At 45.5% G+C, this 25094-nt stretch carries 23 protein-coding genes; 20 read left to right on the top strand and 3 right to left on the bottom strand.

The annotated features are described in order from the left end of the window. Positions 1–119: 119 nt before the first annotated feature. Positions 120–1445, top strand: coding sequence for an RNA polymerase factor sigma-54 (gene rpoN / locus GC098_RS15415; RefSeq protein ID WP_171644024.1), 1326 nt, complete (start codon positions 120–122; stop codon positions 1443–1445). Between the two features lie 18 nt (positions 1446–1463). On the opposite strand, the gene ablB is transcribed toward rpoN, so the two are convergent. Further along, positions 1464–2321, bottom strand: coding sequence for a putative beta-lysine N-acetyltransferase (ablB, locus tag GC098_RS15410; RefSeq protein ID WP_171644023.1), 858 nt, complete (start codon positions 2319–2321; stop codon positions 1464–1466). Between the two features lie 280 nt (positions 2322–2601). Between ablB and GC098_RS15405 the strand changes: the two genes are divergently transcribed. From GC098_RS15405 to GC098_RS15375, 7 genes are read left to right on the top strand one after another with little or no spacing between them, the layout of a single operon-like run. Next, positions 2602–2865, top strand: a complete 264-nt coding sequence (locus GC098_RS15405; RefSeq protein ID WP_171644022.1) for a YokU family protein — start codon at positions 2602–2604, stop codon at positions 2863–2865. A 34-nt stretch (positions 2866–2899) separates the two neighbouring features. Then, the gene (locus tag GC098_RS15400; protein ID WP_171644021.1) at positions 2900–4252 is read left to right on the top strand and encodes an aspartate aminotransferase family protein; all 1353 of its coding nucleotides are present in this window, start codon (positions 2900–2902) and stop codon (positions 4250–4252) included. After that, the gene (locus GC098_RS15395) at positions 4252–4980 is read left to right on the top strand and encodes a CoA transferase subunit A (RefSeq protein WP_171644020.1); all 729 of its coding nucleotides are present in this window, start codon (positions 4252–4254) and stop codon (positions 4978–4980) included. Before GC098_RS15400 ends, GC098_RS15395 begins: the two co-directional genes overlap by 1 nt. Then, positions 4947–5609 (top strand): 3-oxoacid CoA-transferase subunit B, encoded by a 663-nt coding sequence (locus tag GC098_RS15390; RefSeq protein ID WP_171644019.1) that lies wholly within the window; start codon positions 4947–4949, stop codon positions 5607–5609. Before GC098_RS15395 ends, GC098_RS15390 begins: the two co-directional genes overlap by 34 nt. 51 nt (positions 5610–5660) lie before the next feature. Beyond that, positions 5661–6950 (top strand): peptidase, encoded by a 1290-nt coding sequence (locus tag GC098_RS15385; RefSeq protein WP_171644018.1) that lies wholly within the window; start codon positions 5661–5663, stop codon positions 6948–6950. A gap of 1 nt (position 6951) precedes the next feature. Continuing rightward, a complete protein-coding gene (gabT, locus tag GC098_RS15380; protein WP_171644017.1) occupies positions 6952–8322 on the top strand; it encodes a 4-aminobutyrate--2-oxoglutarate transaminase in 1371 nt (456 codons plus the stop codon). Positions 8323–8339: 17 nt separating this feature from the next. Next, a complete protein-coding gene (locus GC098_RS15375; RefSeq protein ID WP_171644016.1) occupies positions 8340–9758 on the top strand; it encodes an aldehyde dehydrogenase family protein in 1419 nt (472 codons plus the stop codon). 282 nt (positions 9759–10040) lie between these two features. Here GC098_RS15375 and kamA read toward each other — a convergent pair whose 3' ends face one another. Next, on the bottom strand, positions 10041–11441 hold the full coding sequence (gene kamA / locus GC098_RS15370) for a lysine 2,3-aminomutase (protein WP_171644015.1): 1401 nt from the start codon (positions 11439–11441) through the stop codon (positions 10041–10043). 118 nt (positions 11442–11559) lie between these two features. After that, entirely contained in the window at positions 11560–12966 is a 1407-nt protein-coding gene (locus GC098_RS15365) for a sigma-54 interaction domain-containing protein (RefSeq protein ID WP_246358632.1), read from the bottom strand. A 276-nt stretch (positions 12967–13242) separates the two neighbouring features. Here GC098_RS15365 and GC098_RS15360 point away from each other — a divergent pair, with 276 nt between their 5' ends. The 12 genes from GC098_RS15360 (at position 13243) to GC098_RS15305 (ending at position 25093) form a co-directional block, all read left to right on the top strand. Next, positions 13243–14223, top strand: coding sequence for an NAD(P)-dependent alcohol dehydrogenase (locus tag GC098_RS15360; RefSeq protein WP_171644128.1), 981 nt, complete (start codon positions 13243–13245; stop codon positions 14221–14223). Between the two features lie 89 nt (positions 14224–14312). Then, positions 14313–15791 carry a protein adenylyltransferase SelO gene (locus tag GC098_RS15355; RefSeq protein WP_171644013.1) on the top strand — a complete coding sequence of 493 codons (1479 nt, stop codon included), beginning with the start codon at positions 14313–14315 and terminating at the stop codon, positions 15789–15791. 230 nt (positions 15792–16021) lie between these two features. After that, positions 16022–16606, top strand: a complete 585-nt coding sequence (locus GC098_RS15350; protein WP_171644012.1) for a TetR/AcrR family transcriptional regulator — start codon at positions 16022–16024, stop codon at positions 16604–16606. An 84-nt stretch (positions 16607–16690) separates the two neighbouring features. Continuing rightward, a complete protein-coding gene (locus tag GC098_RS15345; RefSeq protein WP_171644011.1) occupies positions 16691–17461 on the top strand; it encodes an SDR family NAD(P)-dependent oxidoreductase in 771 nt (256 codons plus the stop codon). A gap of 350 nt (positions 17462–17811) precedes the next feature. Beyond that, positions 17812–19062, top strand: coding sequence for a S1C family serine protease (locus tag GC098_RS15340; protein ID WP_171644010.1), 1251 nt, complete (start codon positions 17812–17814; stop codon positions 19060–19062). A gap of 143 nt (positions 19063–19205) precedes the next feature. After that, entirely contained in the window at positions 19206–19784 is a 579-nt protein-coding gene (locus GC098_RS15335; RefSeq protein ID WP_171644009.1) for a TetR/AcrR family transcriptional regulator, read from the top strand. A 21-nt stretch (positions 19785–19805) separates the two neighbouring features. Continuing rightward, positions 19806–20147 carry a DMT family transporter gene (locus tag GC098_RS15330; RefSeq protein WP_171644008.1) on the top strand — a complete coding sequence of 114 codons (342 nt, stop codon included), beginning with the start codon at positions 19806–19808 and terminating at the stop codon, positions 20145–20147. Then, positions 20147–20461 carry a DMT family transporter gene (locus tag GC098_RS15325; RefSeq protein WP_171644007.1) on the top strand — a complete coding sequence of 105 codons (315 nt, stop codon included), beginning with the start codon at positions 20147–20149 and terminating at the stop codon, positions 20459–20461. The genes GC098_RS15330 and GC098_RS15325 overlap by 1 nt, the downstream gene beginning before the upstream one ends. 513 nt (positions 20462–20974) lie before the next feature. Beyond that, on the top strand, positions 20975–22177 hold the full coding sequence (locus GC098_RS15320; protein ID WP_171644006.1) for a multidrug effflux MFS transporter: 1203 nt from the start codon (positions 20975–20977) through the stop codon (positions 22175–22177). 476 nt (positions 22178–22653) lie between these two features. Then, positions 22654–23049, top strand: a complete 396-nt coding sequence (locus GC098_RS15315; RefSeq protein WP_171644005.1) for a VOC family protein — start codon at positions 22654–22656, stop codon at positions 23047–23049. Between the two features lie 137 nt (positions 23050–23186). Continuing rightward, positions 23187–23579, top strand: coding sequence for a DoxX family protein (locus GC098_RS15310; RefSeq protein ID WP_171644004.1), 393 nt, complete (start codon positions 23187–23189; stop codon positions 23577–23579). A 776-nt stretch (positions 23580–24355) separates the two neighbouring features. Continuing rightward, positions 24356–25093, top strand: a complete 738-nt coding sequence (locus tag GC098_RS15305; protein WP_171644003.1) for a hypothetical protein — start codon at positions 24356–24358, stop codon at positions 25091–25093. Position 25094: the final 1 nt, after the last annotated feature.

Raw genomic sequence — 25094 nt, 5'->3', positions numbered from 1 at the left:
TGTAATATGAGAAGACGTCGTTAATTCAAACGGCGTCTTCTTTCTTTTCTGGTCGGAATGGACAAAAAGGGATCGTACTTGAATACATATATAAGCAAAAACATAAAGGGGTGATGTACATGCGCCCAGGATACGGAATGTTCCAACAGCAAGCCGCAAAAATGCGGTTGACTCCGCAATTGCGAAAAGCTATTACGATTCTCCAGCTATCAACACCGGAATTGCTGGAGGTTATCCAGCAGGAGATGAATGATAACCCGGTATTGGAATTCACTGGAAACGAATGGGATGCTTATAACGTCTCTCATAAGTTCCAAAGTACAGCAGTCAGGCGTGATCATATCTATGACCCCATACTTCACGCAGCATCGAACGAGGTATCCTTGGAAAGGCATTTAAAGGAGCAATTGGGCTTTGTAAAAAAGATCCAGCCATCCATACGTAAAATGATCGTGTTTATGATTGGAAATCTAGATAATAATGGATATCTTGTACCTTCTTTAAATGAAATATCCGACGTATGTAAGGTCGATCTTGCTCAAGCGGAGCTTGCATTAAGGATCTTGCAGGGCTTTGAGCCCGTCGGCGTAGGAGCAAGAAATTTAAGAGAATGTCTGCTTCTTCAGGTCCAGTCCTTGTCGGAGTGCTTTCCGTTAGTATCCTTACTAATTCGTAATCATCTGAAGGATGTTGCTGATTATCGCATTCATAAATTGTCGACGATGCTGCAAGTGACTGCTCAAGAAATTCAGGCTGCGATCGATGTGATTAAAGGATTGAATCCTAGACCTGGTGCTGCATTTCATACAGAAACAGTGCCATATATTATTCCTGAGGTCATCATCGAAAAGGCAGGTGAACAGCTCGTTGTGTTGATTCATCAAGCAGCGTCGCCACGTCTTTCGGTAAATGGTTATTACGAACGAATGGTGAAGGATAGCAGCGACAATAACGAGGCAACAAAGTTCCTCTTTGGTAAAATAAATTCTGCGATGTTCTTCCTAAAGTGTTTGGAGCAAAGACGCAGGACCATATTCCGTGTAGCGCAAGCCATTGTGGAGGAGCAGACCGATTTTTTCTGGAAGGGGACTTCCCATCTCAAACCGATGACTTTGAAGTGTATTGCCGATAAACTTAGTGTGCATGAATCAACGGTCAGCCGCGCGACGTCAGGCAAATATGCTCAAACGCCATGGGGCATTTTCGAGCTGAAGCACTTCTTTCCCTCCGGTTTGCAAATGGACCTTGGAAATGCTGCGTCCTCGGAACGCGTAAAAGCGAGAATAAAGGAATGGATCCACGGGGAAAACCATACGAAGCCATACTCCGACCAGAAGCTGGCAGAGCTAATGATGAAGGAAGGCATTCAAATTTCTCGCCGTACAGTAACCAAATATCGGGAGGAATTAGGCATTTCTTCTTCCCTGAGAAGGAAACGCATATAGTTTCTAAAGGGGTTAAAATCACTTCAACATTTTGGCCCACAAATTCATGTCCTCAAATTTATCGTAGATATCGCAATTTTTCGTTAGTCTGCCGTAATAACGGTACCGCATCTGGAAGAAAACGGCATTCATACCGAAAGAAAGGGCTCTGGATAAGGAGTAAGCACAAGTGATGTTTCGCGCGATTAATTCATCTTCCAAAGCATGCATAAGCAGTCTCATGAGTCCTTGATTACGATATGCAGGGAGTGTGGCACAATCCGTCATTTCCGCATTGGCGTAGACTCTATTGATCTCTGCGGAGGCGGCGCTAATCAGTTGATGCGGCGATTCTACGAGATAATAAATCGTTCCCTCCTGCATTGTTTTTTCGACGTACAATGGATCATTCATCGGTGTCGGGTACGTTTGAAATATTTGATCGTATAAAACAGAAAGCCGCTCTGCATCCTCCGTCCCAGCTATACGCAGTGTACATTGTTCCGGAACCAAAGGCCGATCTGGCTTGAGGGGAAGAGCTAGCACTTGCTTTAGAATGTGATCTTCCTCCATCCAATAATCGCTAGTCCGCCGCTCAAGATCATCATACAGAGCCATACAGTAAGCGTCCCGACCGTTGAAATATCCTTTATAAATTCCCTCCAGCATGCAGCCTTTGGATAGAAAGGTTTGCCAGTCATCCTCTCGAGATTTAATAAACACTTTGGTCAAAGCATTGGCTTTGGCAATATCGGTTATTCGCTTGCAGATGGCATCCACATTTCCCAAATAGTCATCCACCCGTAACCTTTTGTTAAAAAAATCTAGGCAAAAGCTTACGGTATAATCCTCGCCATTTTCAACCTGATTCGTATACGTTGGGAGATTACTTGGCATCCAACATTCCCCTTTTTCCCTAAAATCGTTCCATTCAACTATCTGCAAAAATAGTGCCAACTGTATACCGAGACCTCGATTGGTACAGCGTACGCGCAATACGTATGAATTATTAATTTTGGCGCCAAAAAAATAGCAACTGCAAAATGTTTGGCGGCTTTTCCCGCGAAAACTTACCCTGAAAGAAGTCTAGATGCCTATTTCGAAAAGTTGGCATTTATTTTGCATAGTAATCAGGTAGCGATAAGAATGTTCTAAACAAATATAAAGGAGGAAGAATATGAATTGCATGTGGTGTGATACGGAGGATATTCGTGAAAGTGTGAAAGATTGCTACTGGGTCTTGCCGGATGGGAGAGTGGCGGTTCAGATTTTGGATGTCCCCGCTATCGAATGTTCCAACTGCCGTACTTACGTATTGGAGAGCACCGCACAGCAAATCGAAGAGACACTTTATTGGCATGATGTGTCTGCGCTAGGAACGACATTTCGCTATGAAGATCTGTTGAAGGCTCCGCGGGTTAAGAATATGTTTCTCAAATAAAACCGTAGCGATGGTTAACAATGGGGGGTGCCTTATGAAGCGGGAGCATTTAATTAAGCCGGTTTTGGATCACCATTATCCGACCATTCAATATGGAAAAGGCGTCTTTTTGTATGATGATCAAGACAAAGCCTATATAGATGCATCCTCGGGGGCTGTGACGGCTGGAATCGGGCACGGGGTTCAAGAAATCATCGATGCGATGCTGGAGCAAGCGGGTAAGGTCTCTTTTGTCTACCGCTCTCAGTTTACAAGTGAACCAGCCGAAAAGCTGGCAAAGAAGCTCAGTGATTTGGCGCCAGGCAATGATTACTGGGCTTTCTTTGTGAACAGCGGATCGGAAGCTACGGAGACGGCGATGAAGATTGCCATTCAGCACTGGCAGGAGAAGGGGCGCCAAGGAAAAAATAAAGTTATTTCACGACGGATGAGCTATCACGGTATAACGATGGGCGCTCTTTCGATGTCAGGCCATGTACTTAGAAGAAGACGATTTATTCCGTTATTAGAGGACTTTCCAGTTGTCGTTCCCCCTTATTGCTACCGCTGCCCTTTGAATAAGACCTATCCGGAATGCAAGTTAGCGTGTGCGGACGATTTGGAAACCGCTATAAAGCGGATCGGTGCCGAACATATTGCTGCATTTATTGCAGAGCCGATCATTGGTGCTGCTGGAGGTGCTATTGTTCCACCTGAAGGATATTACAAGAGGATCAAGGAGATCTGCGAACGGAATGAGATACTATTCATCGCAGATGAAGTCATGACGGGGATTGCCCGTACTGGAGCTATGTTCGGCATGGAGCATTATGGCGTCGAACCGGATCTGATAGCTCTAGGAAAAGGCATGAGCGCCGGATATACGCCAATGGCGGCAACACTTACCAAAGATCACGTGATGGAACCCATTTTGCAGGGATCCAAAAGTATCATGTCTGGCCACACTTACAGCGCAAATCCGCAATCGGCGGCAGTTTCACTGGCGGTTCTCGCCTATATCGAAAAGCATCAGTTAGTCAGGGAAGCAGAGATCAAAGGCAGCTATTTGCTGGGCAAGATGCGCCAAATGGCAGACCAGATCGAGATCATCGGCGATGTAAGGGGCCAAGGACTTCTTCTGGCCATGGAATTTGTTTCCGATCGGACCGACAAGCTGCCGTTTCCATCTGGGCTAGGTGTCACCTCTCGAATCGTCGAAAAAGCCTTTCAAAAAGGTCTTCTCGTATATCCTGCGGCAGGCGCGGTGGACGGGGTAGGGGATGCCATTATTTTGGCCCCTCCTTTCGTGATTACAGAAGAAGAAATCGACCAGCTCGTGCGGATTTTGGATGAATCCATTCGGGAAGTCATGGCCCAGGTTACCCGATCCGAATTGGAGGAGATATGATGGAGTTGCATGAGAACACACATTCGGTCACAGGCGGAAAGGTAAAGACCTTGGAAGAGGCGCTTCAAGCGATAACCGATGACTGTACGCTGATGTATGGCGGGTTCGGCGGCATTGGAACGCCTCCGACGATGATCGAAGGAATTTTGCAAAAGGGGATGAAAGATCTCACGATCATTGGGAATGATACCGGGTTTCCGCAGATCGGCATTGGTCGCTTAATCACAGCAGGCAGAGTAAAGAAGGTGATTGCCTCCCATATCGGCTCCAATCCTAACGCTGGCCAAAGGATGGAGGAAGGGACGATGGAGGTGGTGTTTTACCCTCAAGGAACGTTAGCGGAAAAAATTCGGGCAGGCGGTGTAGGTCTTGGCGGGATACTGGTGGATGTCGGCGTCGGAACGATCATGGAGCAGGGAAAGGCGACCGTGACCATCGACGAGAAAAAGTATCTGGTGGAGCCGGCTTTGACGGCAGACGTTGCTATTGTTCATGCGAAAAAAGCTGATCCGTACGGGAATCTTGTCTATGATAAAAGCGGCAGAAATCTAAATCCATTGGTCGCCATGGCCGGGAAATTTACGATTGCTGAAGTCGATGAGATTGTACCGTTAGGTGAGCTCGACCCCGAAAACATTGTAACGCCGGGCATTTTCGTGGATATGGTGATATTGAGCAGAGGGGTGACTTGGGAATGGGTATGGGAAAAGAAACCCGCGTCCGAATAGCTAAGCGGGCTGCGGGGGAATTAATGGACGGCATGGCCGTCAATTTAGGAATCGGCATCCCGACCCAGGTTGCGGATTACGTTCCTGAAGGTATTCACGTCGTTTTTCATGCGGAAAATGGGATATTGTGTGCAGGGGGAGCCCCGCTTCCTGGGGAAGAAGATGCTTTTCTCTGCAACGCTGGAGGATACCCCGTCACGATTACCAATGGTGCTTCCTACTGCGATAGCAGCATTGCTTTTGCCATGATTCGCAGGGGATGTATCGATATCACAATACTTGGGGCGTTAGAGGTCAGTGAGCGCGGGGATTTGGCCAATTGGATCGTACCAGGGAAGCGGGTGGCAGGGATCGGAGGGGCAATGGAGCTTGCGCAAAAAGCCAAAAAAGTCATCGTTCTTATGAACCATATCAACCGGCAGGGGGAATCCAAGGTTAAAAAACAATGTGACTTACCGCTAACAGCGCAGGCCTGTGTCAAATTGATTATTACGGAAATGGCCGTGATGGAGGTCACGGAGCAAGGATTGCTTTTAAAAGAAATTATGCTGCCTTATACGGCAGAGGACGTTGTAAATCACACGGAAGCTGCATTAATCATTCCGGAGAACATCTCGTACATTCCATAAACGTGTGTTACAGACTCGTATTCTTATGCCTATCTGAAGGAGGGAATTCCTTTGCCCAATCTTAACGCTGAACTCCAAAAGAAAATTCATGAATGGATTAGTCTTCATCGTGAAGAAGGTACCTGTTTTCTGCAGAAGATAGTCAGAATCCCCAGCACGCAAGGCAATGAGAAAGAGGTTCAGGCCTTAATTGCCGATAAATTTCGCGAGTTGAGATTAGACGTTGATGTCTGGGAGCCGGATGGAGAGACCCTGGAGAAACATCTATATTTTTGTTCTCCTAGAAACCGTTTTACAGGCAGTCCCAATGTAGTTGGAGTAATGAAAGGCTCCGGAGGGGGACGTTCTATCCTACTTAATGGCCATATAGATGTCGTTCCGGAAGGAAATTGGGATCAATGGCAAGATCATCCTTTTAGCGGCAATGTGGTGGACGGGAAGCTCTACGGACGCGGGGCAACGGATATGAAAGGTGGAAATCTCTCTCTCCTTCTTGCTGTGGAGGCTATTCAGAGTCTTAGCATTAGGTTGAAGGGTGACGTCATTGTTCAAAGCGTCATTGAAGAGGAAAGCGGCGGGGTAGGGACTCTGGCTGCGATTGTGAAGGGATATCGAGCAGATGCGGCCCTTATTCCTGAGCCAACCAATTTACGCATATTTCCGAAGCAGCAGGGCTCTATGTGGTTCCGTGTTGAGATCAAAGGCCGTTCAGCGCATGGCGGAACCAGGTACGAAGGGGTTAGTGCCATTGAAAAAAGCATGATCGTGCTGCAGCATATCCGGGAGCTTGAGGAGCAAAGAAATGCTCGGATCTCAGATCCTTTGTACGCTCAAAACCCCATTCCGATCCCTATAAATATAGGTGTCATTCAAGGAGGGAATTGGCCTTCATCTGTACCGGACACCGTAAAGTTAGAGGGAAGAATGGGCGTTGCACCTGAGGAAAAGCTTGATGACGCTAAGGAGGAAATGGCCCGGTGGATGGAGGGGCTTAAGGGAAAGGACCCTTGGTTCGAAGAACATCCGCCTGTAGTTGAATGGTTTGGAGCCCGGTGGGTTCCAGGCAGCGTAGATCCGGGGCATGATTTGATGCGAGTTCTGATGGAGCAGTATCGGGAGGTTAAGCAAGAAGAGCCTACGATAGAGGCATCGCCATGGGGAACAGACGGCGGTTTACTCACGCAGCTCGGCGAAACGCCTTGTATTGTTTTCGGCCCAGGCATCACACAAGTGGCCCATTATCCTAACGAGCACATTGTGCTGGATCATGTGTTTGAGGCAGCGGAAATCATTGCATTGACCCTGATTCATTGGTGTGGTTTTGACGGAATGGAGGCATAGGATGGATCAGAACCCGATACTGACGAAATACATTGATATGAAGACGGCGATTCCGGGGCCTCTTGCTCAAGTACTGCTAGAGCGGCGCATGGCAAATATCCCGAGAGGGCCTTTCAACACGCTTCCTACCTTTGCGGCCAAAGGGGAGGGGGCGCTGCTCACGGATGTTGACGGGAATACCTTTATCGATTTTGCGGGGGCGATCGGGTCCTTAAATGTCGGTCATTGTCCGCCAAAAGTCGTGGAAGCGCTGAAGGCCCAGCTAGACCAATATCTGCATCCCTGCTTTCACGTCATGATGTATGAGCCTTACGTGGCATTGGCTGAGAAGCTCAACGCGTTGACCCCAGGGGACCATAAGAAGAAAACATTCTTCTTAAACAGCGGTGCGGAGGCCGTTGAGAATGCAGTGAAAATAGCACGTAAATATACGGGGCGCAGAGCCGTGATTTCCTTCGAGCGCGGCTTTCACGGCAGAACTTATATGGCGATGTCTTTAACCAGCAAGGTAAAGCCTTATAAGAACGGCTTTGGCCCTTTTGCGCCTGATACGTACAAAATGCCCTATCCTTACTACTATCGTGCTCCTTCCGGGATGTCTCCGGATGAGGTAGATGATCAAATTTTACAGAAATTCGAGGACTTTTTCCTGGCTGAGGTCCCGGGTGAAGAGGTTGCTGCTATCATATTGGAGCCGGTTCAAGGAGAAGGTGGCTTTGTCATCCCATCCGTCCGGTTTATTCACGGTGTGAAGGCGTTGTGCGAGAAATACGGTATTCTTCTAATTGCCGATGAAGTGCAAACGGGATTCGGACGGACAGGGAAAAACTTTGCGATGGAGCACTACGGAGTTGTGCCGGATCTGATGACAATGTCCAAATCAATTGCCGCGGGCCTCCCGATTAGTGCTGTGACCGGACGGGCAGAGATCATGGACGCGCCCGGTATCGGTGAAATCGGGGGTACCTATGGAGGCAGCCCGCTTGGCTGTGTAGCTGCCTTAAAAGTAATTGAAATGTTAGAGGAGGATCGGCTGGCTGAACGGTCAGTCTCGATTGGGTCTGCGGTCAGCGAACGTTTCCTCCGGCTGCAGCAGGAAGTTGGCTGCATTGGCGATGTGCGTACATTAGGAGCGATGAGTGCGATTGAGCTGGTGAAGGATCCGGTGACGAAAGAACCAGATAAAGAGCTAACAACTCGGATTTTGCAGGAGGCGCATCAACACGGAGTCATCGTAATGGGGGCCGGCATTTACAGCAATGTTATTCGCATTCTAAGTCCGCTGGTCATTACGGATGAGCAGCTTGCTGAAGGCTTGGATGTTCTGGAGCAGGCTGTCAAGGCGTGTACCAGTAGGAATATTCCTTCATAAGGGATGGGGGTTGCAGCATGAAGAAGCATCTATTTATCGATGGGGAATGGGTGGAAGCGGGCGAGTATCGGCCCCTATTCTCTCCCTACAACGGTGAACAAATCGCTGAGGTCGCGTGGGCAGGAGCAGCCGAAGTTAAGCTTGCGATTGAGGCCGCTGAAAGAGCCAGGCCTATAATGGCTGGTATGCCGGCGTATGAACGTGCCGCGATTTTAGAGAAGCTAGCTTCTTTGATCCGTGAGAAGTCGGAAGAGTGCGCCCGTCTGATTGCGTTTGAAGCAGCTAAACCGCTAAAAACGGCGAGGCTCGAGGTAGAGAGAACAATCGCAACCTACAAGTTTGCCGCTGAAGAGTCGAAGCGGATCCATGGTGAAACGATCCCCATGGATGCTGCCCCCGGAGGAGAGGACCGTGTTGCGTATACGATCCGTCAACCCTTGGGGGTCGTTGCGGCCATCACGCCATTCAACTTTCCGATGAATCTGGTTGCGCACAAGGTTGGCCCTGCCATAGCTGCGGGCAACACCATCGTACTGAAACCGGCAGGTCAAACGCCTTTATCCGCTTTGTTTTTGGCAGAGCTTATGCAGCAGGCTGGTCTTCCAGCAGGGGCTCTAAACGTAGTGACTGGCAGCGGAAGCGTGATTGGGGACTGCCTGGTAACAGATGAAAGAATTAAGGCTGTGACTTTCACTGGAAGTCCAGAGGTAGGGATCGCAATCCGCAATAAGGCAGGATTGAAAAAGGTGATTTTAGAACTAGGTTCCAATTCCGCTCTCATTGTGGATCAAGGGGTTGATGTAGATGCCATGGTTGCAAGGGCGGTCACAGGCGCATTTTCCTATGCAGGTCAGGTTTGCATCTCCCTTCAGCGTATTTATGTTCATGAGCAGCTTTTCGATGAATTCGTCAGGAAATTCGTAATGCAGACTGAGACACTTCGTTTAGGTGATCCTTTGGATCCCGCTTCGGATGTGTCGGCTTTAATCGGACTTCGCGACGCTGAGCGTTCTTTGCAATGGATCGCAGAAGCTGAGAAGCTTGGCGCCATAGTCGCGACCGGTAACAGGAAAGACGGGAATATCGTCCAACCTACAGTACTGCTTCATGTTGATGCTACATCTAAAATATCGTGCCAAGAAGTATTTGCCCCGATTGTGATGATCAATAAAGTATCGACGATAGAGGAAGCCATACGGCAGGTTAATAACTCCAAATATGGACTTCAAGCGGGTATTTATACACAAAATATCCGAACAGCGCTTGCCGCTGCCGAAGCTTTAGAGGTAGGGGGCGTCATGATTAATGACATTCCCACGTTCCGTGTGGACCATATGCCGTATGGAGGCGTTAAGGAAAGCGGGACTGGACGTGAAGGCGTGAAGTACGCCATACAGGAATTGACAGAGTTGAAATTGATTTGTTTTAAAAAGTAGGCTACATGTATTTGGATAGACGAGAGACGAATTATCTAGTTATTGAAAGTGGAAAAGGCACCCAGATGGGTGCCTTTTGGGGTTTTACTAGTGTTGTCGCCAAAAACTCCAGTTAATTCTGCCGATTTTGGCCATTCTAGAGAGATTTCGCCGATTTAACGGTAGGAAATCCAGTTATCCTCTCAAAGATGGCCATTTCCGCTAAATTAGCTACAGGAAATCCATCTATTCCACTTGTAACAGCGCTACTCGGATAACGAATGGTAATCGAGCGAGATTGCTCTAATTCTCTGTATCTGGAATACTCTCTTTATCCTCCTTAATCTCTTTCTGCTGAGCTTTCATCAATTTGTCCTTCATTTCATCTCTCTTTGGCCGACGATCCTTCAACGACGCGTGCTCCGGTGTATCCTGATAAATTTTCCTTCTGCCGATCCGGCGCAAATTTTCTGGCACTAGGTTAAATTTTTCATCTTTCATGAGCGCAATAATTCCTGTGCTTTCCGGCTGTTTCTCGATGCCGAATATTTCGTTGAAATATTCGTCTGCCCGGCCAGGCATATAGTTTTTCGGCTCGGGGTAACCAACGATGACACCTTCGTAATTGCGCAAAATGACCTTATCCTGGCTTTGCGAGATCAAATAGTTGGGCTGAAGCGCAATTTTTCCGCCTCCACCAGGAGCGTCGACGACGAAGGTTGGTACCGCATACCCAGAGGTATGGCCGCGAAGCGATTCGATAATTTCCAGACCTTTGGAAACGGGTGCCCGGAAATGACCGATCCCTTCAGATAAATCACATTGATAAATATAGTAAGGACGAACACGAATTTTCACAAGATCATGCATGAGCTTCTTCATAATATAGGTGCTATCGTTGATACCGGCCAGAATCACCGACTGATTGCCTAAAGGTACTCCCGCATTCGCTAGCATTTCGCAGGACTTTTTCGCTTCGTCCGTCATTTCCAAAGGATGATTAAAATGGGTATTCAGCCAAACCGGATGATATTTTTTGATAATACTGCACAAATGCTCCGTAATCCGCTGCGGGAAAACAACCGGGGCTCTCGTGCCGATACGTATGATCTCAACATGAGGAATCGCACGTAAATTTTTCAAGATATACTCCAAAATATTGTCGTTAATTAATAGTCCATCCCCGCCAGAAAGCAGTACGTCACGCACTTCCGGCGTATTTCGAATATAAGCAATCGCGTCATCCAATTGTTTCTTGGGAACCCCCATGCCCACCTGACCGGAGAAACGGCGGCGAGTGCAGTATCTGCAGTACATCGAGCATTGATTCGTTACCAAAAATAGAACCCTGTCCGGGTACCGATGTGTTAAACCAGGGGTAGGGGAGTCTTCATCCTCGTATAGAGGATCCTCAAGATCATACTTTGTTTTCAATAATTCGGCGGAAATGGGAACTGATTGCATGCGAATCGGGCACCGCGGGTCATCTGGATTCATCAATGATGCGTAATAGGGGGTAATATTTAATGGAATGGTTTGCGTTGAAATCCGAACGCCATCTTCTTCCTCGGGGGTTAAATTCACTACTTTCTTCAGATCTTCCAGAGTACGAATGGTATGTGTCAGCTGCCAAAGCCAATCATTCCACTGCTCATCCGTTACGTTTTTCCATAGCTCGACTTGCTTCCAGTCACGTCGTTCCATTATTGCACCTCCAGTAATGATGTCTTCTTATAATAAGAAGATGCAAAAATCGTGCCAACATTTCCCCGCAAACTGAAAAGCAAAAAAGACTCCTGTCGGAGTCTTGATTTGATGATGGTTAAGGCTTTTTCACGATGCCGTAGCGGCTCAATTTATATTGTAAAGCTTGGCGCTTGATTCCTAGAGCTTGTGCGGTGAGCGTGATGTTATATTGATGATTTTCCAGTGCATCGGTGATGGTTTCCTTTTCCATTTGCTTCATTTTATCGGTCAATCTACCGGCAGAGATAGTTGTCATTTGGTCACCCCACGGAGCGGATCTTAGAGAGATTGAGGCTGTTTGTAAATGATTCCCTAAGAAATAAGCGGGGAGGTGATTTTCTTCAATGATTTCACATTCCAGTTCCATCATATTGTAGGTGGATTCGATGGCATGGCTTAATTCCCGTATATTGCCGGGCCAATGGTAGTTCATTAAGCTATTCATTGCAGCTGGGGTAATGCCTGTTATTTTCATGCCGAATATGTGATTAAATGTATCAATAAAATGGTAAGTGAGCAGAGGAATATCTTCTTTTCTTTGCACAAGAGGAGGAAGGTACAGATTCACGACATTTAGCCGATAGAAGAGATCGCTGCGCAGTAATCCTTTGTCTAACGCTTCCTTCGGATCTATATTCATAGCGGTAATGATGCGGACATCGACTTGCTGTTCCTGGGTTCCCCCGACTCGGCGAACAATCCCGTCTTGAAGCACCCGCAATAGTTTGGCTTGCAAAAATAAATCCAAGCTATTTAGCTCATCCAGAAAAAGAGTTCCGCCGTTAGCTTGCTCAAATAATCCAGCACGGTCAATAGCGCCAGTAAACGCGCCTCTTGCAGTTCCGAACATAATGCCTTCCATCAGCTCGTTGGGGACTGCCGCGCAATTTTGAGCAATAAATAGACGGTTTCGGCGGGCTCCAGCATTGTGTATGCTCTGGGCGAACAATTCTTTACCGGTACCGGTAGGTCCGGATATCAAAACAGGCGAGCTAGTACGCGAAGCCTTCTTGGCGAAGGAGACTGTATGTAGGAAGGTTTCGCTTTTGCCAATTAAATCACTGAAATGGTATCGGGCGGAGCTGGCGGTTTTCTTATCTTTTGACGGTGATTCGTAGATTTGATGCCTGAGATCAAGGATTTGGTCGTGGAGATGAACAATGCTTGTTATATCCTTTGCCACTTCTAAAGCACCGATGATTTCGCCATTTTCCAAAAGAGGATATGTACTGTTAATGGTAGTGATCCGTTTCCCCGTTACACTCACGTATGTTTGAATTTTTTCTCGTATTTCGATACCTGTTTGTAAAACTTTTATGAAGGTGCTTGTTTCATTCGTTAGGGAAGGAAAAAGGTCGAAGAAGTTCTTTCCTACAACTTGTTCCCGTTTAAAACCATCGGTTTCAGCCATCTTATCATTATAAAAAATGGTTATTCCCTTGTTATCAATCAGATGAACACCGACATCAATGATATTCAACATTTTCTCAAAATACTTCGATCCATGATCGTTCTGCTCGAACAATATGTTCACCCGCCTCACGAAGAATGGTTCAATGGTTCAATTAACACCTTATGATATTTTATCTGGAAAAATGACCCGTGGAAAAACAAAAGGCGAAAATCGGCAAAATAAGCGACAAGCCAGTGCATATTAATCTTGACACAAAGTATATTATAAATTACATTGTGTATATAAAACTTTACATTATGTAAAAGTAAACGTACAGTTCGAGGAGGAAAATGCATGAATACCCGAATGAAAGCAATCGTATGCACCAAATACGGATCACCGGATGTTCTTCAGCTTAGGGAGGTAGAAAAACCTACCCCTAAGGACAATGAAGTACGGATCAGAATATGTGCGGCAACAGTTGGGCCAGCGGACTGCGCCTTTCGAAAGGGAGACCCGTATATTGTCAGACTTTTTTACGGTCTTAGCAAACCGAAAAACCCCATACTGGGGTTTGAGCTAGCCGGGGAAATTGAGGCAGTAGGTAAGGATGTGAAATTATATAGAGTAGGTGACCAGGTCTTTGGTTTAAGTGCAAAGATCTCTGGTGCTCATGCCGAGTACAAATGTCTGTTTGAAGACGCACCACTAGCAATCAAATCGTCCTCTATGTCTTATGAAGAAGCTGTCGCCGTTTGTGATGGGGCAACAACTGCCTTGACTTTCCTTAGAGATAAGGCAAAGATTCAGAGCGGACAAAAAGTCCTGATCAATGGCGCTTCCGGTTCGGTGGGTGTTCACGCGATTCAGCTTGCCAAGTTCTATGGGGCAGAAGTTACGGGGGTATGCAGTACCACGAATGTAAGTTTGTTGAAGTCATTGGGAGCTGATAAGGTAATAGACTATACCAAAGAGGATTTTACATTATCAAGCCAGTCTTATGATGTTATTTTCGACACGGTAGGCAAGCGTTCTTTTGCTCAGTGTAAAGGATCGCTAACGCAACGGGGTGTCTATCTTTCTACTGTCCCTACGCTTTCCATAGTGCTGCAAATGTTATGGACTTCAATGTTAGGCGGCAAAAAAGCTATTTTTACAACTGCTGGATTAATGCAGAGTAAAGAAAATCTAATCTTCCTTAAAGAGCTGTATGAGGCGGGGAATATAAAATCGGTCATCGATCAACGATATACGTTGGAGCAGACTGCCGAGGCTCACCGATATGTTGATAAAGGACACAAAAAGGGAAGTGTAGTCATCACGATGGGACATAATAGTAAGAGCTAACAAAGCGTTGCAGTTGATTGCTGAGAACTGTGATAAGATAAGTCTAACGGTTAGAAAAAATACAAAAGACAAATGAAAAAGGAGCTATGATGACAGAGAATAAACCAATGATAGAAACCGGATGGAACTTCGACAACAGCTATGCTCGGCTACCGGAATCACTTTTTACCAGAATTAATCCAGTTCCTGTTCACTCACCGAAGGTAATTATTCTTAATGATCAGTTGGCAACATCCTTGGGGTTAACCGTCCAATCACTGCAAAGCAATGATGGTGCAGCGGTACTGGCTGGCAACGAGATTCCTGAAGGCGCTTTGCCTCTTGCCCAAGCCTATGCAGGGCATCAATTCGGACATTTTAACCGGTTAGGGGACGGCCGGGCACATCTTCTTGGCGAACAGATCACTCCCGCAGGTATGCGGGTTGATATTCAGTTGAAGGGTTCAGGTAGGACGCCATACTCCCGCGGGGGCGATGGTCGAGCGGCACTTGGACCGATGCTGCGCGAATACATCATCAGTGAAGCCATGTATGCGCTTGGTATTCCTACAACACGCAGCTTAGCCGTGGTAACAACCGGTGAGTCCATATTCCGTGAAACCGAGCAGCCCGGTGCCATTCTTACCCGCGTAGCTGCGAGTCATCTGCGCGTCGCAACCTTTCAGTTTGCTTCTAAATTTGGCAGTGTCCAGGATCTCCGAGCCCTTGCTGATTACACTTTGCAAAGACATTTTCCAGAAGTTGAAGCTGCTGCTGAGAACCGCTACCTTTTACTACTTCAGGAAGTGTTCAAGCGTCAGGCCGTACTCATCTCCAAATGGCAGCTCGTTGGCTTTATTCATGGGGTGATGAACACCGACAATATGGCGATTAGTGGAGAAACTATTGACTACGGTCCTTGCGCCTTCATGGATGCCTATGATCCGGCAACGGTATTCAGTTCCATTGACAAGCAGGGTCGCTATGCCTATGGTAACCAGCCATATATTGCCGCATGGAATCTCGCGAGATTTGCTGAAACCCTACTACCGTTGCTTCATGACGACGAGGCGCAAGCAGTCAAACAAGCCGAGGATGCAATTGCAAGTTTTTCCGAGGTGTATCACCGCAATTGGTTTGCCGGCATGAGGGCAAAACTGGGAATCTTTAATGAAGAACAGCAGGATGAATCTCTTATTAAAGACCTGCTCACTATGATGCAGAAGTTTAATGCGGACTATACCAATACTTTCCGTGCATTAACATTTGATAAGCCAGAAGAGACAGCCCTATTCGGCACCACAGAATTTGTTCAATGGCATGAGCAGTGGCAGGAGAGACTAGGCAGGCAGCAGGAAACAAAAGATTCCTCAAATCAGTTGATGCGCAGCAGCAATCCTGCGATAATCCCCCGTAACCATCGGGTAGAAGACGCACTAGAAGCCGCGGTGAAACAAGGAGACTACAGCGTGATGGAGCGGCTTCTTGATGTTCTTTCGAGACCCTATGCGCACTCCACCGAACAGGCTGATTACTATACATTGCCTGAGTTATCAGACCGTCCTTACCAAACCTTTTGCGGTACCTGAGATAGTAGGTAAGGAATTTCGGAACTTTAAAAAATAACCTGATTGATAGGTTATTTTTTTTTGCAATTTTAGCTTTAATTGAATCGTTAATTTCGTAAATAAAAATAATAGCAGGAAGGAACTCGGATATTTGTTTACATAAAAAATGTTATGGAGTCTTAAGATGTAATTAATTCTTTACCGATCGTTCTCAATATGATAAGATCAAATCGAAAGGAGGAGTCACTAGAATGGCTAGAACCAAGGAATTTGATGAGGATACGGTGTTGCTCAAAGCCATGCAGTTATTCTGGGAACAGGGCTATGAGAAGACATCCATGATGGACCTAGTCTCACATATGGGGGTTCACAAGAGAAGCATGTATGACTCCTTTGGCGATAAGCATTCCTTGTATATCAAGGCGTTAAAGCGATATAGTGATTTGATAGATAAATCGGTTAAAAGCATTATAAAAGGCACCAATTCTGCAGAAGAAACTATTAGGTTGGTGTTAGAAATGGCAATCAGACGGGATGAGGACGAGTTTCCAAAAGGCTGTCTGATGGTAAATACCGCTGTCGAGTTGGCCCCACATGATTCTGAGTCCAGAGCTTTGGTCAATCAGAGCTTGACCTATTTTGAGCAATTGATACGTGAGCTTATTGAGGCAGGTCAACAATCAGGTGAACTTGACAAAACGCTCAATGCGGAATGGCTTTCGTGTTATTTTAATAATGCATTAACTGGGCTTCGGGTTTTGGCGAAGACGACAGACGACAGAGAGAAACTAAAGCAAATAATTGAAACAACAATGTCAATTTTGAAGATAAACTAAATTTTTTTGTTATTTTGTGAATGATCGTTCTCGAAATAGTAACTGAAGAGACGAAAACTATTAATCACAAAGGAGCAATAGAATATGGGAAAACTGAATGGGAAAGTTGCATTAATTACAGGGGGGAGTAGCGGTATTGGCTTGACAGCCGCAAAATTGTTTGTGGCAGAAGGCGCAAAGGTCGTTATTACTGGCCGCAATCAAGTCGCGTTAAACGCGGCAGTGGAGGAACTTGGTACCACCAACGCTCTTGCCGTGCAGGCTGATGCCGCCGATCCAACAAGTGCGGAAATAGCTGTGGCCGCGGCGGTTGAAAAATTCGGCTGCCTGGATGTGGTATTCGCAAATGCGGGCATTTCTGGTCAAACACCAGCGGGAGGAACCGAGCTTTCCGTTTTTGAGGAAATACTCAAGGTTAACGTTACCGGAGTCTTTTTCACTGTTCAAGCTGCTTTGCCTTATCTGAAGGCGGGGGCTTCGGTGATCTTAAACGGCTCGATTCTTGCCAAGGCAGGAAGTCCGGGAACGTCAGCCTATGCGGCGAGTAAAGGGGCAGTCACTAGTATGGCGAGCGTGCTGGTTTCCGAGTTGTCACCGCGCGGCATTCGAGTGAACACTGTCGTGCCAGGAGCAACGCGAACGCCAATTTGGGGACAGCCTGAAAGAATAGCACAATTGGAGCCCGTACTCGCTCGTACGGTTCCGTTGAATCGTTTGGGTGAACCGGAGGAAATCGCAAATGTTGCCTTATTCCTGGCCTCAGATGACTCTTCATTTGTCCAGGGTGCTGAAATTAGCGTAGATGGTGGCGCGGGCTCATCCCCGTTTGGCGCTCCAATTTATCGTCGGAATTAAGGTTATCATATAAAAAGAAGAGATTTCCATGAGTAGAGTACGGTTTTAAACGCAAAATTTATAGTAGACCGTTGGAATATGCATATATTCTCTCTCAATTTGAGAGAGAATAGACTCTTTCGAAATATGCAGAGTTGCAGGCTATTCAATATGACTACAACAAAAAACCTCTTGTTTAACAATTCTCGTTAAACAAGAGGTTTTTTTTGCGCCAATTGACACCTTCAGCATACTTTCAGTTAACTTTCATATGCCTATCAGCCAAACTTAAGTAACACTTCAGGTTAGCGCCTTATACTTCTATCTATCAACACCAATAAAATTAATGGCGCACGAAAGGTGGTAATCGTATGAATGAAGATATGAAAAAAATGATTAACTTAAATGATATAAAGGTTAAAAACAAGACGGGGAGCAGCAAATTTAGATCTATGTTTGCAGCTTTTATGGCTGGTGCAGTCGTTGTCGGTGGGTTGATGTTTACGTCGGATAAGATGAATTTGTTTGGCTATGATGCCGGGCCTGTTCAATCAGGCGTCGCTGCAGGTGCAGCCAACTCGGTGGCAGCGAATGTCCAAACGGCATCATTAACCCCAACGGGGACGAACAGTGTCTCAGCCATTGTCCAAACGGCGAGTCCAGCCATTGTCAAAATAGAGACGAAAGTAAAACAGACGAATAATGGGCAGAATAGAAGAAACACACTGGGGCAAGGTACCGAAAGCGGAGATACCATTGAAAATGGGATTGGATCAGGCTTCGTTTTCGACTCGAGTGGTTATATTTTAACGAATGAACATGTTATTAATGGCGCAGACGAAATCGATGTCTACGTGCAAGGTTATGACACACCATTTACGGCAAAGCTTCTTGGAAGCAGTTATGATCTAGACTTGGCTGTGCTCAAAATTCAAGGGGATAAAGCTTTCCCTTCCCTGAAATTAGGCAACTCCGACACTACGCAAGTGGGGGATTGGCTTGTTGCGATCGGTAACCCGTATGACTTCGATTACTCCGTAACTACGGGCGTTTTAAGCGCCAAAGAGCGCACGATCAGCATCGATGATGAGCAGGGTACTCGAAATTACAAACATTTGCTGCAAACTGACACAGCGATTAATCCAGGTAACTCCGGCGGTCCACTTTTGAATTTGAATGGTGAAGTGATCGGTATCAACACAGCTGTAAACGCTGAAGCGCAAGGAATGGGATTTGCAATTCCCGCAAGTACGATTAGTTCTGTTGTAGATAAACTGAAAAATAACGAAACGATTCCCAAAGAGCCAGCACCATACATCGGCGTAGCTCTACAAAATATTTCGGATGATATGCTAGAAGACTTAAAAATTAACAGCACAAAAGGTGCGATAGTTGCTGAAGTGCAGCAAGGCACGCCAGCTTTTGCAGCGGGCATTCGTCAATATGACGTTATTTTAAATGTGAATGGCACAGTCATTTCAAGTACGGATGACATCACAAAAGCTGTGCAAGCCGCGGCCGTGGGAGACGAACTGAAAATAACAATCTCTCGTGATGGTCAAACGAAAGATGTTACTGTTAAAGTTGGGAATAGAAATGAAGAGACCGGCTATCAAAGCTAATATAAATTGAAACATCTAAGCAAAATAAGATTGCCTACTATCCTGCCATTCTGGCTAGGTGGTTGGCAATCTTTTTCTGTTGTTGCCCCAAGACGGAGAACGTGATACAATCTTCCTGACGAACGTTCGGAAGGATGGATCCAATGACTGCAACTCGAATCAAAGAGGTAGCCCTCACTCAGTTTGCCAAAAACGGATATGAAGGTGCGTCACTTGCAGATATTGCTGCGGAGGTAGGAATCAAAAAACAATCCATTTATACACATTTCAAGGGGAAAGATGAACTTTTTCTTGATCTGTTTGACGATGTGCTAGCAAAGGAATTGAATTTTGTTGTCGAGTATCTTGATCACCATAAGCATCTTTCGATTGATCAGCTTCTTTATGGCTTTCTTATCCAATATAAAGATTGCTACGAACAGGATGATAACACCAAATTTTTCTTGCGAGTTGCCTTTTTCCCGCCTTCCCATCTCTACGATGAGATTGTCAAACAAGGCTATAACTATTTAGATAAACTTGAAACGATGTTAATTCCTTTGTTCGATCAAGCGATAGCAGCAGGTAGAATTCATGCAGATGTCAGCAGTGAAATGGCGGCAGTTGCTTTCCTTGCTGTACTGGATGGCATGTTTGTAGAGTTGTTATTTGGTGGAGCTGAAAAGTCGCTTAAAAGGATTGAAGCTTCCTGGTTCGTATACTGGCGTGGCATCAAATCGTAATACAGCAGGAGGATCATACACATGAATCGTAATTGGATTTATATATTTATCGGCGCTTTTTTTGAAGTGATATGGGTTACGGGTTTAAAACATGCGGATACGATGATGATGTGGATAGGCACGATCATTGCGATGTATATCTCTTTTCATCTAATTATTAGCGCGTCTACCAAACTTCCTGTGGGGACCGTGTATGCTGTCTTCACAGGAATGGGGACAGCCGGCACCGTATTGGTGGAAATGCTGCTGTTCGGAGAGCCGTTCAGGTTTCTTAAAGTAATCCTTATTTTGCTGCTTTTATCCGGGGTATTTGGACTCAAATTTGTGACAAAAGAGCAAGATAAGAAAGGAGCTGCAGTCTAATGGGTTGGATTTTCCTCATGTTTGCCGGGATGTTCGAGGTCGTAGGCGTCGTGGGCATGAACCAAATAAATAAAGCGAAAACCATCCGCTCCTTTAGTATTTTCATAGTAGGCATAGTCATGAGTTTCGCGCTTCTGAGCCAAGCGATGAAAAGCCTGCCGATGGGCACTTCTTATGCGGTCTGGACAGGGATCGGTACAGTTGGCGGCGCAGTCGTCGGGATGCTGTACTATGGCGAATCCAGTGATTGGAAGCGGATTATGTTCATCGCAATGGTATTAAGCGCTGCGGTTGGTTTGAAGTTAATTTCTTAACCACAAAGGCAAAGCTAAACAGAGATCCGCGTTTAGCAGAGCGTTTTTTTATTTTTATGGGCATATATGGATGGTTTCATTTAAGTAACGGACAGTTATCTTCAAGTGGGGGGTTAATTCTTTTTTTCAAAATACACGAACGAGAAACTTTAGTGAAGGAGCTGTTTTGAAGCAGCTCCTTTTTTGATTTCATTAACGAACGGGCAGATTTGCTTATCAAAATGAGGATCACAGCAGTCTCTGGAAAAATATCGTCACAAGTGGTACGAGAAAAATTCGGAGGTTTTTGTATGAAATTTAAAAGATTTATGAATGATGCGGATAAACGTATATTAAGATTCAGCTCGCACATTTAATCTGTTGTCGGAATCAGTACAGTTGTGATAGGATGAAAAGTAGACTCTCTGCTTCGAAACGTACAAGCCTGCTTCCGGATCTTGTGAAAAATCGAAAACGATAAATAGAGATTAAGAGTCTTGGATATGGAATGAAGAATAGGAGATTCTCTTTATTATGACCAACAAGAACAATCAGCATGTGGTTAGGCTAGCTTTGCTGCTCGGTTTATTTTCGACACTCGGGCCTTTTACTATCGATATGTATTTACCGGCGTTCCCGGAGATTGTGAAGCAATTCGATACGACGGCTTCGCTAGTGCAGCTCAGCTTGACCGCTTGTTTACTCGGACTCGGCATCGGTCAGCTCGTCATGGGTTCGCTGAGTGACGTCTATGGTAGACGCAACCCGCTGCTAATCTCCATGGCAGTTTATGTCGTCGCCTCGTTAGCTTGCGCATTCTCGCCAAATATCGGGCTGTTGATCGCATTCCGGTTCGTGCAAGGTTTTGTCGCTGCGGCGGGCATTGTCATTTCACGCGCGATCGCACGCGACCTGTACAGCGGTAACGAGCTCACAAAATTTTTCTCGCTGCTCTTACTTGTCGGTAATTTGGGTCCGCTCGTGGCACCGGTTACCGGTAGTGGGATTCTTTCTTTCACTGCTTGGATTGGCGTATTTATAGCGCTCGCACTGCTGGGAATCTACCTCTTGATGATGACAAAATGGAGGCTACAGGAGACTCTGCCATCTGATCGCCGCAGGCCCAGCAATTTCGTGCAGCAGCTGCGGAACTACGGATCGCTCTTGCGAGATCGCCAGTTTGTCGGCTACATGCTGGCACAGGGCATTATGATCGCGGGGGTCTTCGCGTATGTTTCGGGAACGCCCTTTATTTATCAAAATATTTACGGGGCCTCGCCGACCGTCTTCGCTCTTTTGTTCGGATCGAACGGCATCAGCCTGATCATCGGCTCCCAACTGGTCGGGCGGATGTCGCATCGCGTATCCGAACACGCATTTCTGTTGTTCGGCCTATGGCTTGCCTGTTTGGCAAGCGTCACTGTCTTAGTGGTGGCCATCGCTCATGGACCGCTTTTCGCATTGGTGATTCCGCTGTTTTTCTTCGTAGCGGCAATCGGCATTACATCAACGGCGGCATTCCCGCTTGCAATGGAGAGCCAGGGTCATATGGCGGGCAGCGCAGCTGCGCTACTTGGTGTCATTCCCTTCTTGCTTGGAGCGGTCGTCTCTCCACTAGTCGGCATCGCGGGTGAAGACACTGCCGTTCCGCTGGGCGTAATTATTTTATTGACGAGCACCGCAGCGATGTTGGCTTACTTCTTTCTGGTAAGAAAAAGCCCACATGGAGCAGCTTAAGTTAGTAGCATGTGGTAAATGGAAAACCAGTCTGGCACTGTAACTTAGTGATGCATCAGGCAAAATTAAAGTGGCTATTTTTTAAAATATAAAGTTGTTAAACTCTAATGTAGAACGATAGCGGAAGAGGAGCTGCCTTGAGGCGGCTTCTTTTTGGTTCCTATTCAACTATCGGGCAGGAAAAGTTACAACAAAAGTGCATTAAGCGTAATGGAAACATTTTACGTTATGGTGTTGTCTAAGAAGTTGAGTATTTTATTTCGAAAGGAAAATTAATTGTAATAAATTTTAATGTGTGCTGACCGCTAACTGGCAGTTATGCTTGGTTTGGCATCACAAAGAAGATACATTTCGTAACCAATTTACAAGCTAAAAAACAATATAAAAAAATAGTTAATTCCTTTGTCGATTTCACCATTGTTCACTCGTCGTATTCATAGAAGGACAAATTCAAGTGGAAAGGTTGTTGAACTTTTATGGGAGCACAAATTCACTCTTATTTGATGTCGGGGGATGCAAGAGGTCAGGCGAATTTTTACGTCGAGTCACTCGGTGGCGAAATTCAGTTTCTCACCACATTCGGTGAGACGCCGAGAACACCCGAGGCGATGAAGGATAAAGTCATGCATTTGGCTTTGACAGTGGCTGGTACGAGTACGTTAATGATTTCCGATTCATTCGAGCCGGTTTCGTATAACCGCAGCATCAGTCTTGCTTTGAACTATGACGATGTGTCAGAAGCCAGAACGGCATATGCCAAGCTAAGCGAGGGCGGTGAAAGCATATATCCTCTCGCTCTTCAGCCATGGGGTGCTTATTATGGAGAAGTCGTAGATAAATTCGGTGTCACGTGGATGATTACCAAACAGTAAGTTTGCGGAAGGTATGTTCGAGGGTCACGCTGGAAAAGTGGCTATTCAACAGGCGTGCTAAAAGAAATAAGTATCATTCATTTGTGTTTCTATATTTTTGTAATCAATAGGGAGTCAGTTAAAAGGAGAGATGGACGATGACAAGAACAATTTCTAAAGGCCGACTATGGACGGCAAGAGTGATGAGCGGAATAGCCATTTTGTTTATGCTGCTTGATAGTATCATGAAATTATTTAAACCTGCGTTTGTTGTTGATTCTACCGTATCGCTTGGTTACCAGGAACATCATATTTTTTTGATGGGCATACTCGGACTTCTTTCTACTATTCTTTATGCATTACCTCGTACAACGATCTTGGGTGCAGTGGTGTTGACCGGTTATTTTGGCGGCGTGATTGCGACACAGGTTCGTCTAGATGCCCCACTTTTTTCTACGATCCTGTTTCCCGTTTATCTTGCAGTGTTAGTTTGGGGAGGCCTTTGGTTGAGAAATGAGCAAGTCCGTAAAATCTTTTCTTTGCAAAAATAGATAAGAGACTTTTAGTGAAATCAAGTTAGAGCGAAACATTCGCCATTTAATTGTATTTTAGCCTTTTTGTACGAAACAATCACTTCAGAACTTTAAATGTTTTGAAGTAACAAATAAAGTTTTGAAGTAATTTAGTAGGCGTTCACTCTATTGGGTGAACGTTTATTATTTTTGTGGGAGTGGTGGAGGAGGATGGTAGGTTAGATTAACGAACGAATACATTTTTAGGTGGGTTGGTAAGTACTTGAACGCAAGACAGCCTGGGCGATTAAGATAACGGGCACAATATGCTCCTTATAAAAGATGTGCCATTTGGTTTTAGCCATTGTTGATGGGCGTAGTGAATGCAAGGGAAAAATATTAAACCGATGATAAATCGCAACCCTCATGATTTTAGACCGCTGAACTAACGGGGAACTTTAGTTTAATGAATAAGGAGCAGTTTTACTGTGGCAGCTGCTCCTTGTTGGTTTATTAAATTGTAAGAAGTACTTCAAAGCTTATTTGTAATTCAGCCTTTTTGATCAAAGCAACGACTCAAAACTTTATTTGTAATTTATTTTTGGGCTTCAAAACATATTTATCAACTAACACCGTGCAAGGATACTTCTGCAGCAGCTATTGATGGTATGAGTCCGAATGGTATACCGTTGATAATCAGCACAAAACGGTTCCAAATGATCATGTGAGCACGTGCCGCTAATATATATATATAGGTAGTAATCGAGGCGGGTGAAACAAATTAATCGTAATTCGAAACGAGGGGGGTGTAAGAATTGCTAAGCAAAAATCATTTAAAACTTGTCGTAATCATCTTAGGTGTAGTGGTTTTTAATATTGCGGTCCTTTCACCTGGGATTATTGGGATAGAGATCGGCGGTAGTGCTCTTGAAACTGCTTCAGGTGTGACAATAATTTTTGCCAGTATCCTCGCTCTATCGTACGCGACCAACATGTTGATCTTCAAGCTACCGTCAGTTAAACCAGTGAAAGAAATCAGGACTTTCAATGAATATATAGATGCCCTTTCTCATTATAAAGGAGTCAAAACATTGCAGAGCGATATTGGGCTAGCCCTTCGACAGCTCGAGCGCCTTAGAAAAAGAATGGAGACCCTGTCAGGACTTTTAAATCAAAGGTTTGATCCTAATGAACTCACTTATAAGAAATTCACTTCTGTGGCGCAAGAAGTCGAGAATTTGTTCTATCTCAACATTCGCAGCATACTGGGCAGAATGCATGTATTCGATGAGAACGAGTACAAGATTGTCATGCTCAAGGGATCGTCGAGGTTACCTTCAGATCTCATCGCAGAAAAGACGATGGTGTATAACGAGTTCCTGTCGTTCGTTAAAGATTCTCTCAGTACAAACGAAGAAATATTGTTGAAAATAGACAAACTTTTGATGGAAATCTCACGATTGGACAGTTTAGAACTCGCTGACATAGAGCAGATGCCGTGCATGCAAGAAATAGACTCGTTGATAAAACAAACAAAACACTATAAGGAATAAG

Source organism: Paenibacillus phytorum, from assembly GCF_013141715.1.
GTDB classification, from domain to species: domain Bacteria; phylum Bacillota; class Bacilli; order Paenibacillales; family NBRC-103111; genus Paenibacillus_E; species Paenibacillus_E phytorum.
This window is presented reverse-complemented; position numbering and strand designations above follow the sequence as displayed.

What these genes read in the sequence shown, in the direction of transcription:
- gabT (WP_171644017.1), top strand. Translation starts at nt 6,952, where the DNA reads ATGGATCAGAACCCGATACTGACGAAATACATTGATATGAAGACGGCG.
- GC098_RS15335 (WP_171644009.1), top strand. Translation starts at nt 19,206, where the DNA reads ATGACTGCAACTCGAATCAAAGAGGTAGCCCTCACTCAGTTTGCCAAA.
- ablB (WP_171644023.1), bottom strand. Translation starts at nt 2,321, where the DNA reads ATGCCAAGTAATCTCCCAACGTATACGAATCAGGTTGAAAATGGCGAG.
- GC098_RS15315 (WP_171644005.1), top strand. Translation starts at nt 22,654, where the DNA reads ATGGGAGCACAAATTCACTCTTATTTGATGTCGGGGGATGCAAGAGGT.
- GC098_RS15355 (WP_171644013.1), top strand. Translation starts at nt 14,313, where the DNA reads ATGACAGAGAATAAACCAATGATAGAAACCGGATGGAACTTCGACAAC.
- GC098_RS15400 (WP_171644021.1), top strand. Translation starts at nt 2,900, where the DNA reads ATGAAGCGGGAGCATTTAATTAAGCCGGTTTTGGATCACCATTATCCG.
- GC098_RS15345 (WP_171644011.1), top strand. Translation starts at nt 16,691, where the DNA reads ATGGGAAAACTGAATGGGAAAGTTGCATTAATTACAGGGGGGAGTAGC.
- GC098_RS15395 (WP_171644020.1), top strand. Translation starts at nt 4,252, where the DNA reads ATGGAGTTGCATGAGAACACACATTCGGTCACAGGCGGAAAGGTAAAG.
- GC098_RS15340 (WP_171644010.1), top strand. Translation starts at nt 17,812, where the DNA reads ATGAATGAAGATATGAAAAAAATGATTAACTTAAATGATATAAAGGTT.
- GC098_RS15330 (WP_171644008.1), top strand. Translation starts at nt 19,806, where the DNA reads ATGAATCGTAATTGGATTTATATATTTATCGGCGCTTTTTTTGAAGTG.
- GC098_RS15360 (WP_171644128.1), top strand. Translation starts at nt 13,243, where the DNA reads ATGAAAGCAATCGTATGCACCAAATACGGATCACCGGATGTTCTTCAG.
- rpoN (WP_171644024.1), top strand. Translation starts at nt 120, where the DNA reads ATGCGCCCAGGATACGGAATGTTCCAACAGCAAGCCGCAAAAATGCGG.
- GC098_RS15365 (WP_246358632.1), bottom strand. Translation starts at nt 12,966, where the DNA reads ATGTTGAATATCATTGATGTCGGTGTTCATCTGATTGATAACAAGGGA.
- GC098_RS15320 (WP_171644006.1), top strand. Translation starts at nt 20,975, where the DNA reads ATGACCAACAAGAACAATCAGCATGTGGTTAGGCTAGCTTTGCTGCTC.
- GC098_RS15405 (WP_171644022.1), top strand. Translation starts at nt 2,602, where the DNA reads ATGAATTGCATGTGGTGTGATACGGAGGATATTCGTGAAAGTGTGAAA.
- GC098_RS15390 (WP_171644019.1), top strand. Translation starts at nt 4,947, where the DNA reads ATGGGTATGGGAAAAGAAACCCGCGTCCGAATAGCTAAGCGGGCTGCG.
- GC098_RS15310 (WP_171644004.1), top strand. Translation starts at nt 23,187, where the DNA reads ATGACAAGAACAATTTCTAAAGGCCGACTATGGACGGCAAGAGTGATG.
- kamA (WP_171644015.1), bottom strand. Translation starts at nt 11,441, where the DNA reads ATGGAACGACGTGACTGGAAGCAAGTCGAGCTATGGAAAAACGTAACG.
- GC098_RS15325 (WP_171644007.1), top strand. Translation starts at nt 20,147, where the DNA reads ATGGGTTGGATTTTCCTCATGTTTGCCGGGATGTTCGAGGTCGTAGGC.
- GC098_RS15350 (WP_171644012.1), top strand. Translation starts at nt 16,022, where the DNA reads ATGGCTAGAACCAAGGAATTTGATGAGGATACGGTGTTGCTCAAAGCC.
- GC098_RS15375 (WP_171644016.1), top strand. Translation starts at nt 8,340, where the DNA reads ATGAAGAAGCATCTATTTATCGATGGGGAATGGGTGGAAGCGGGCGAG.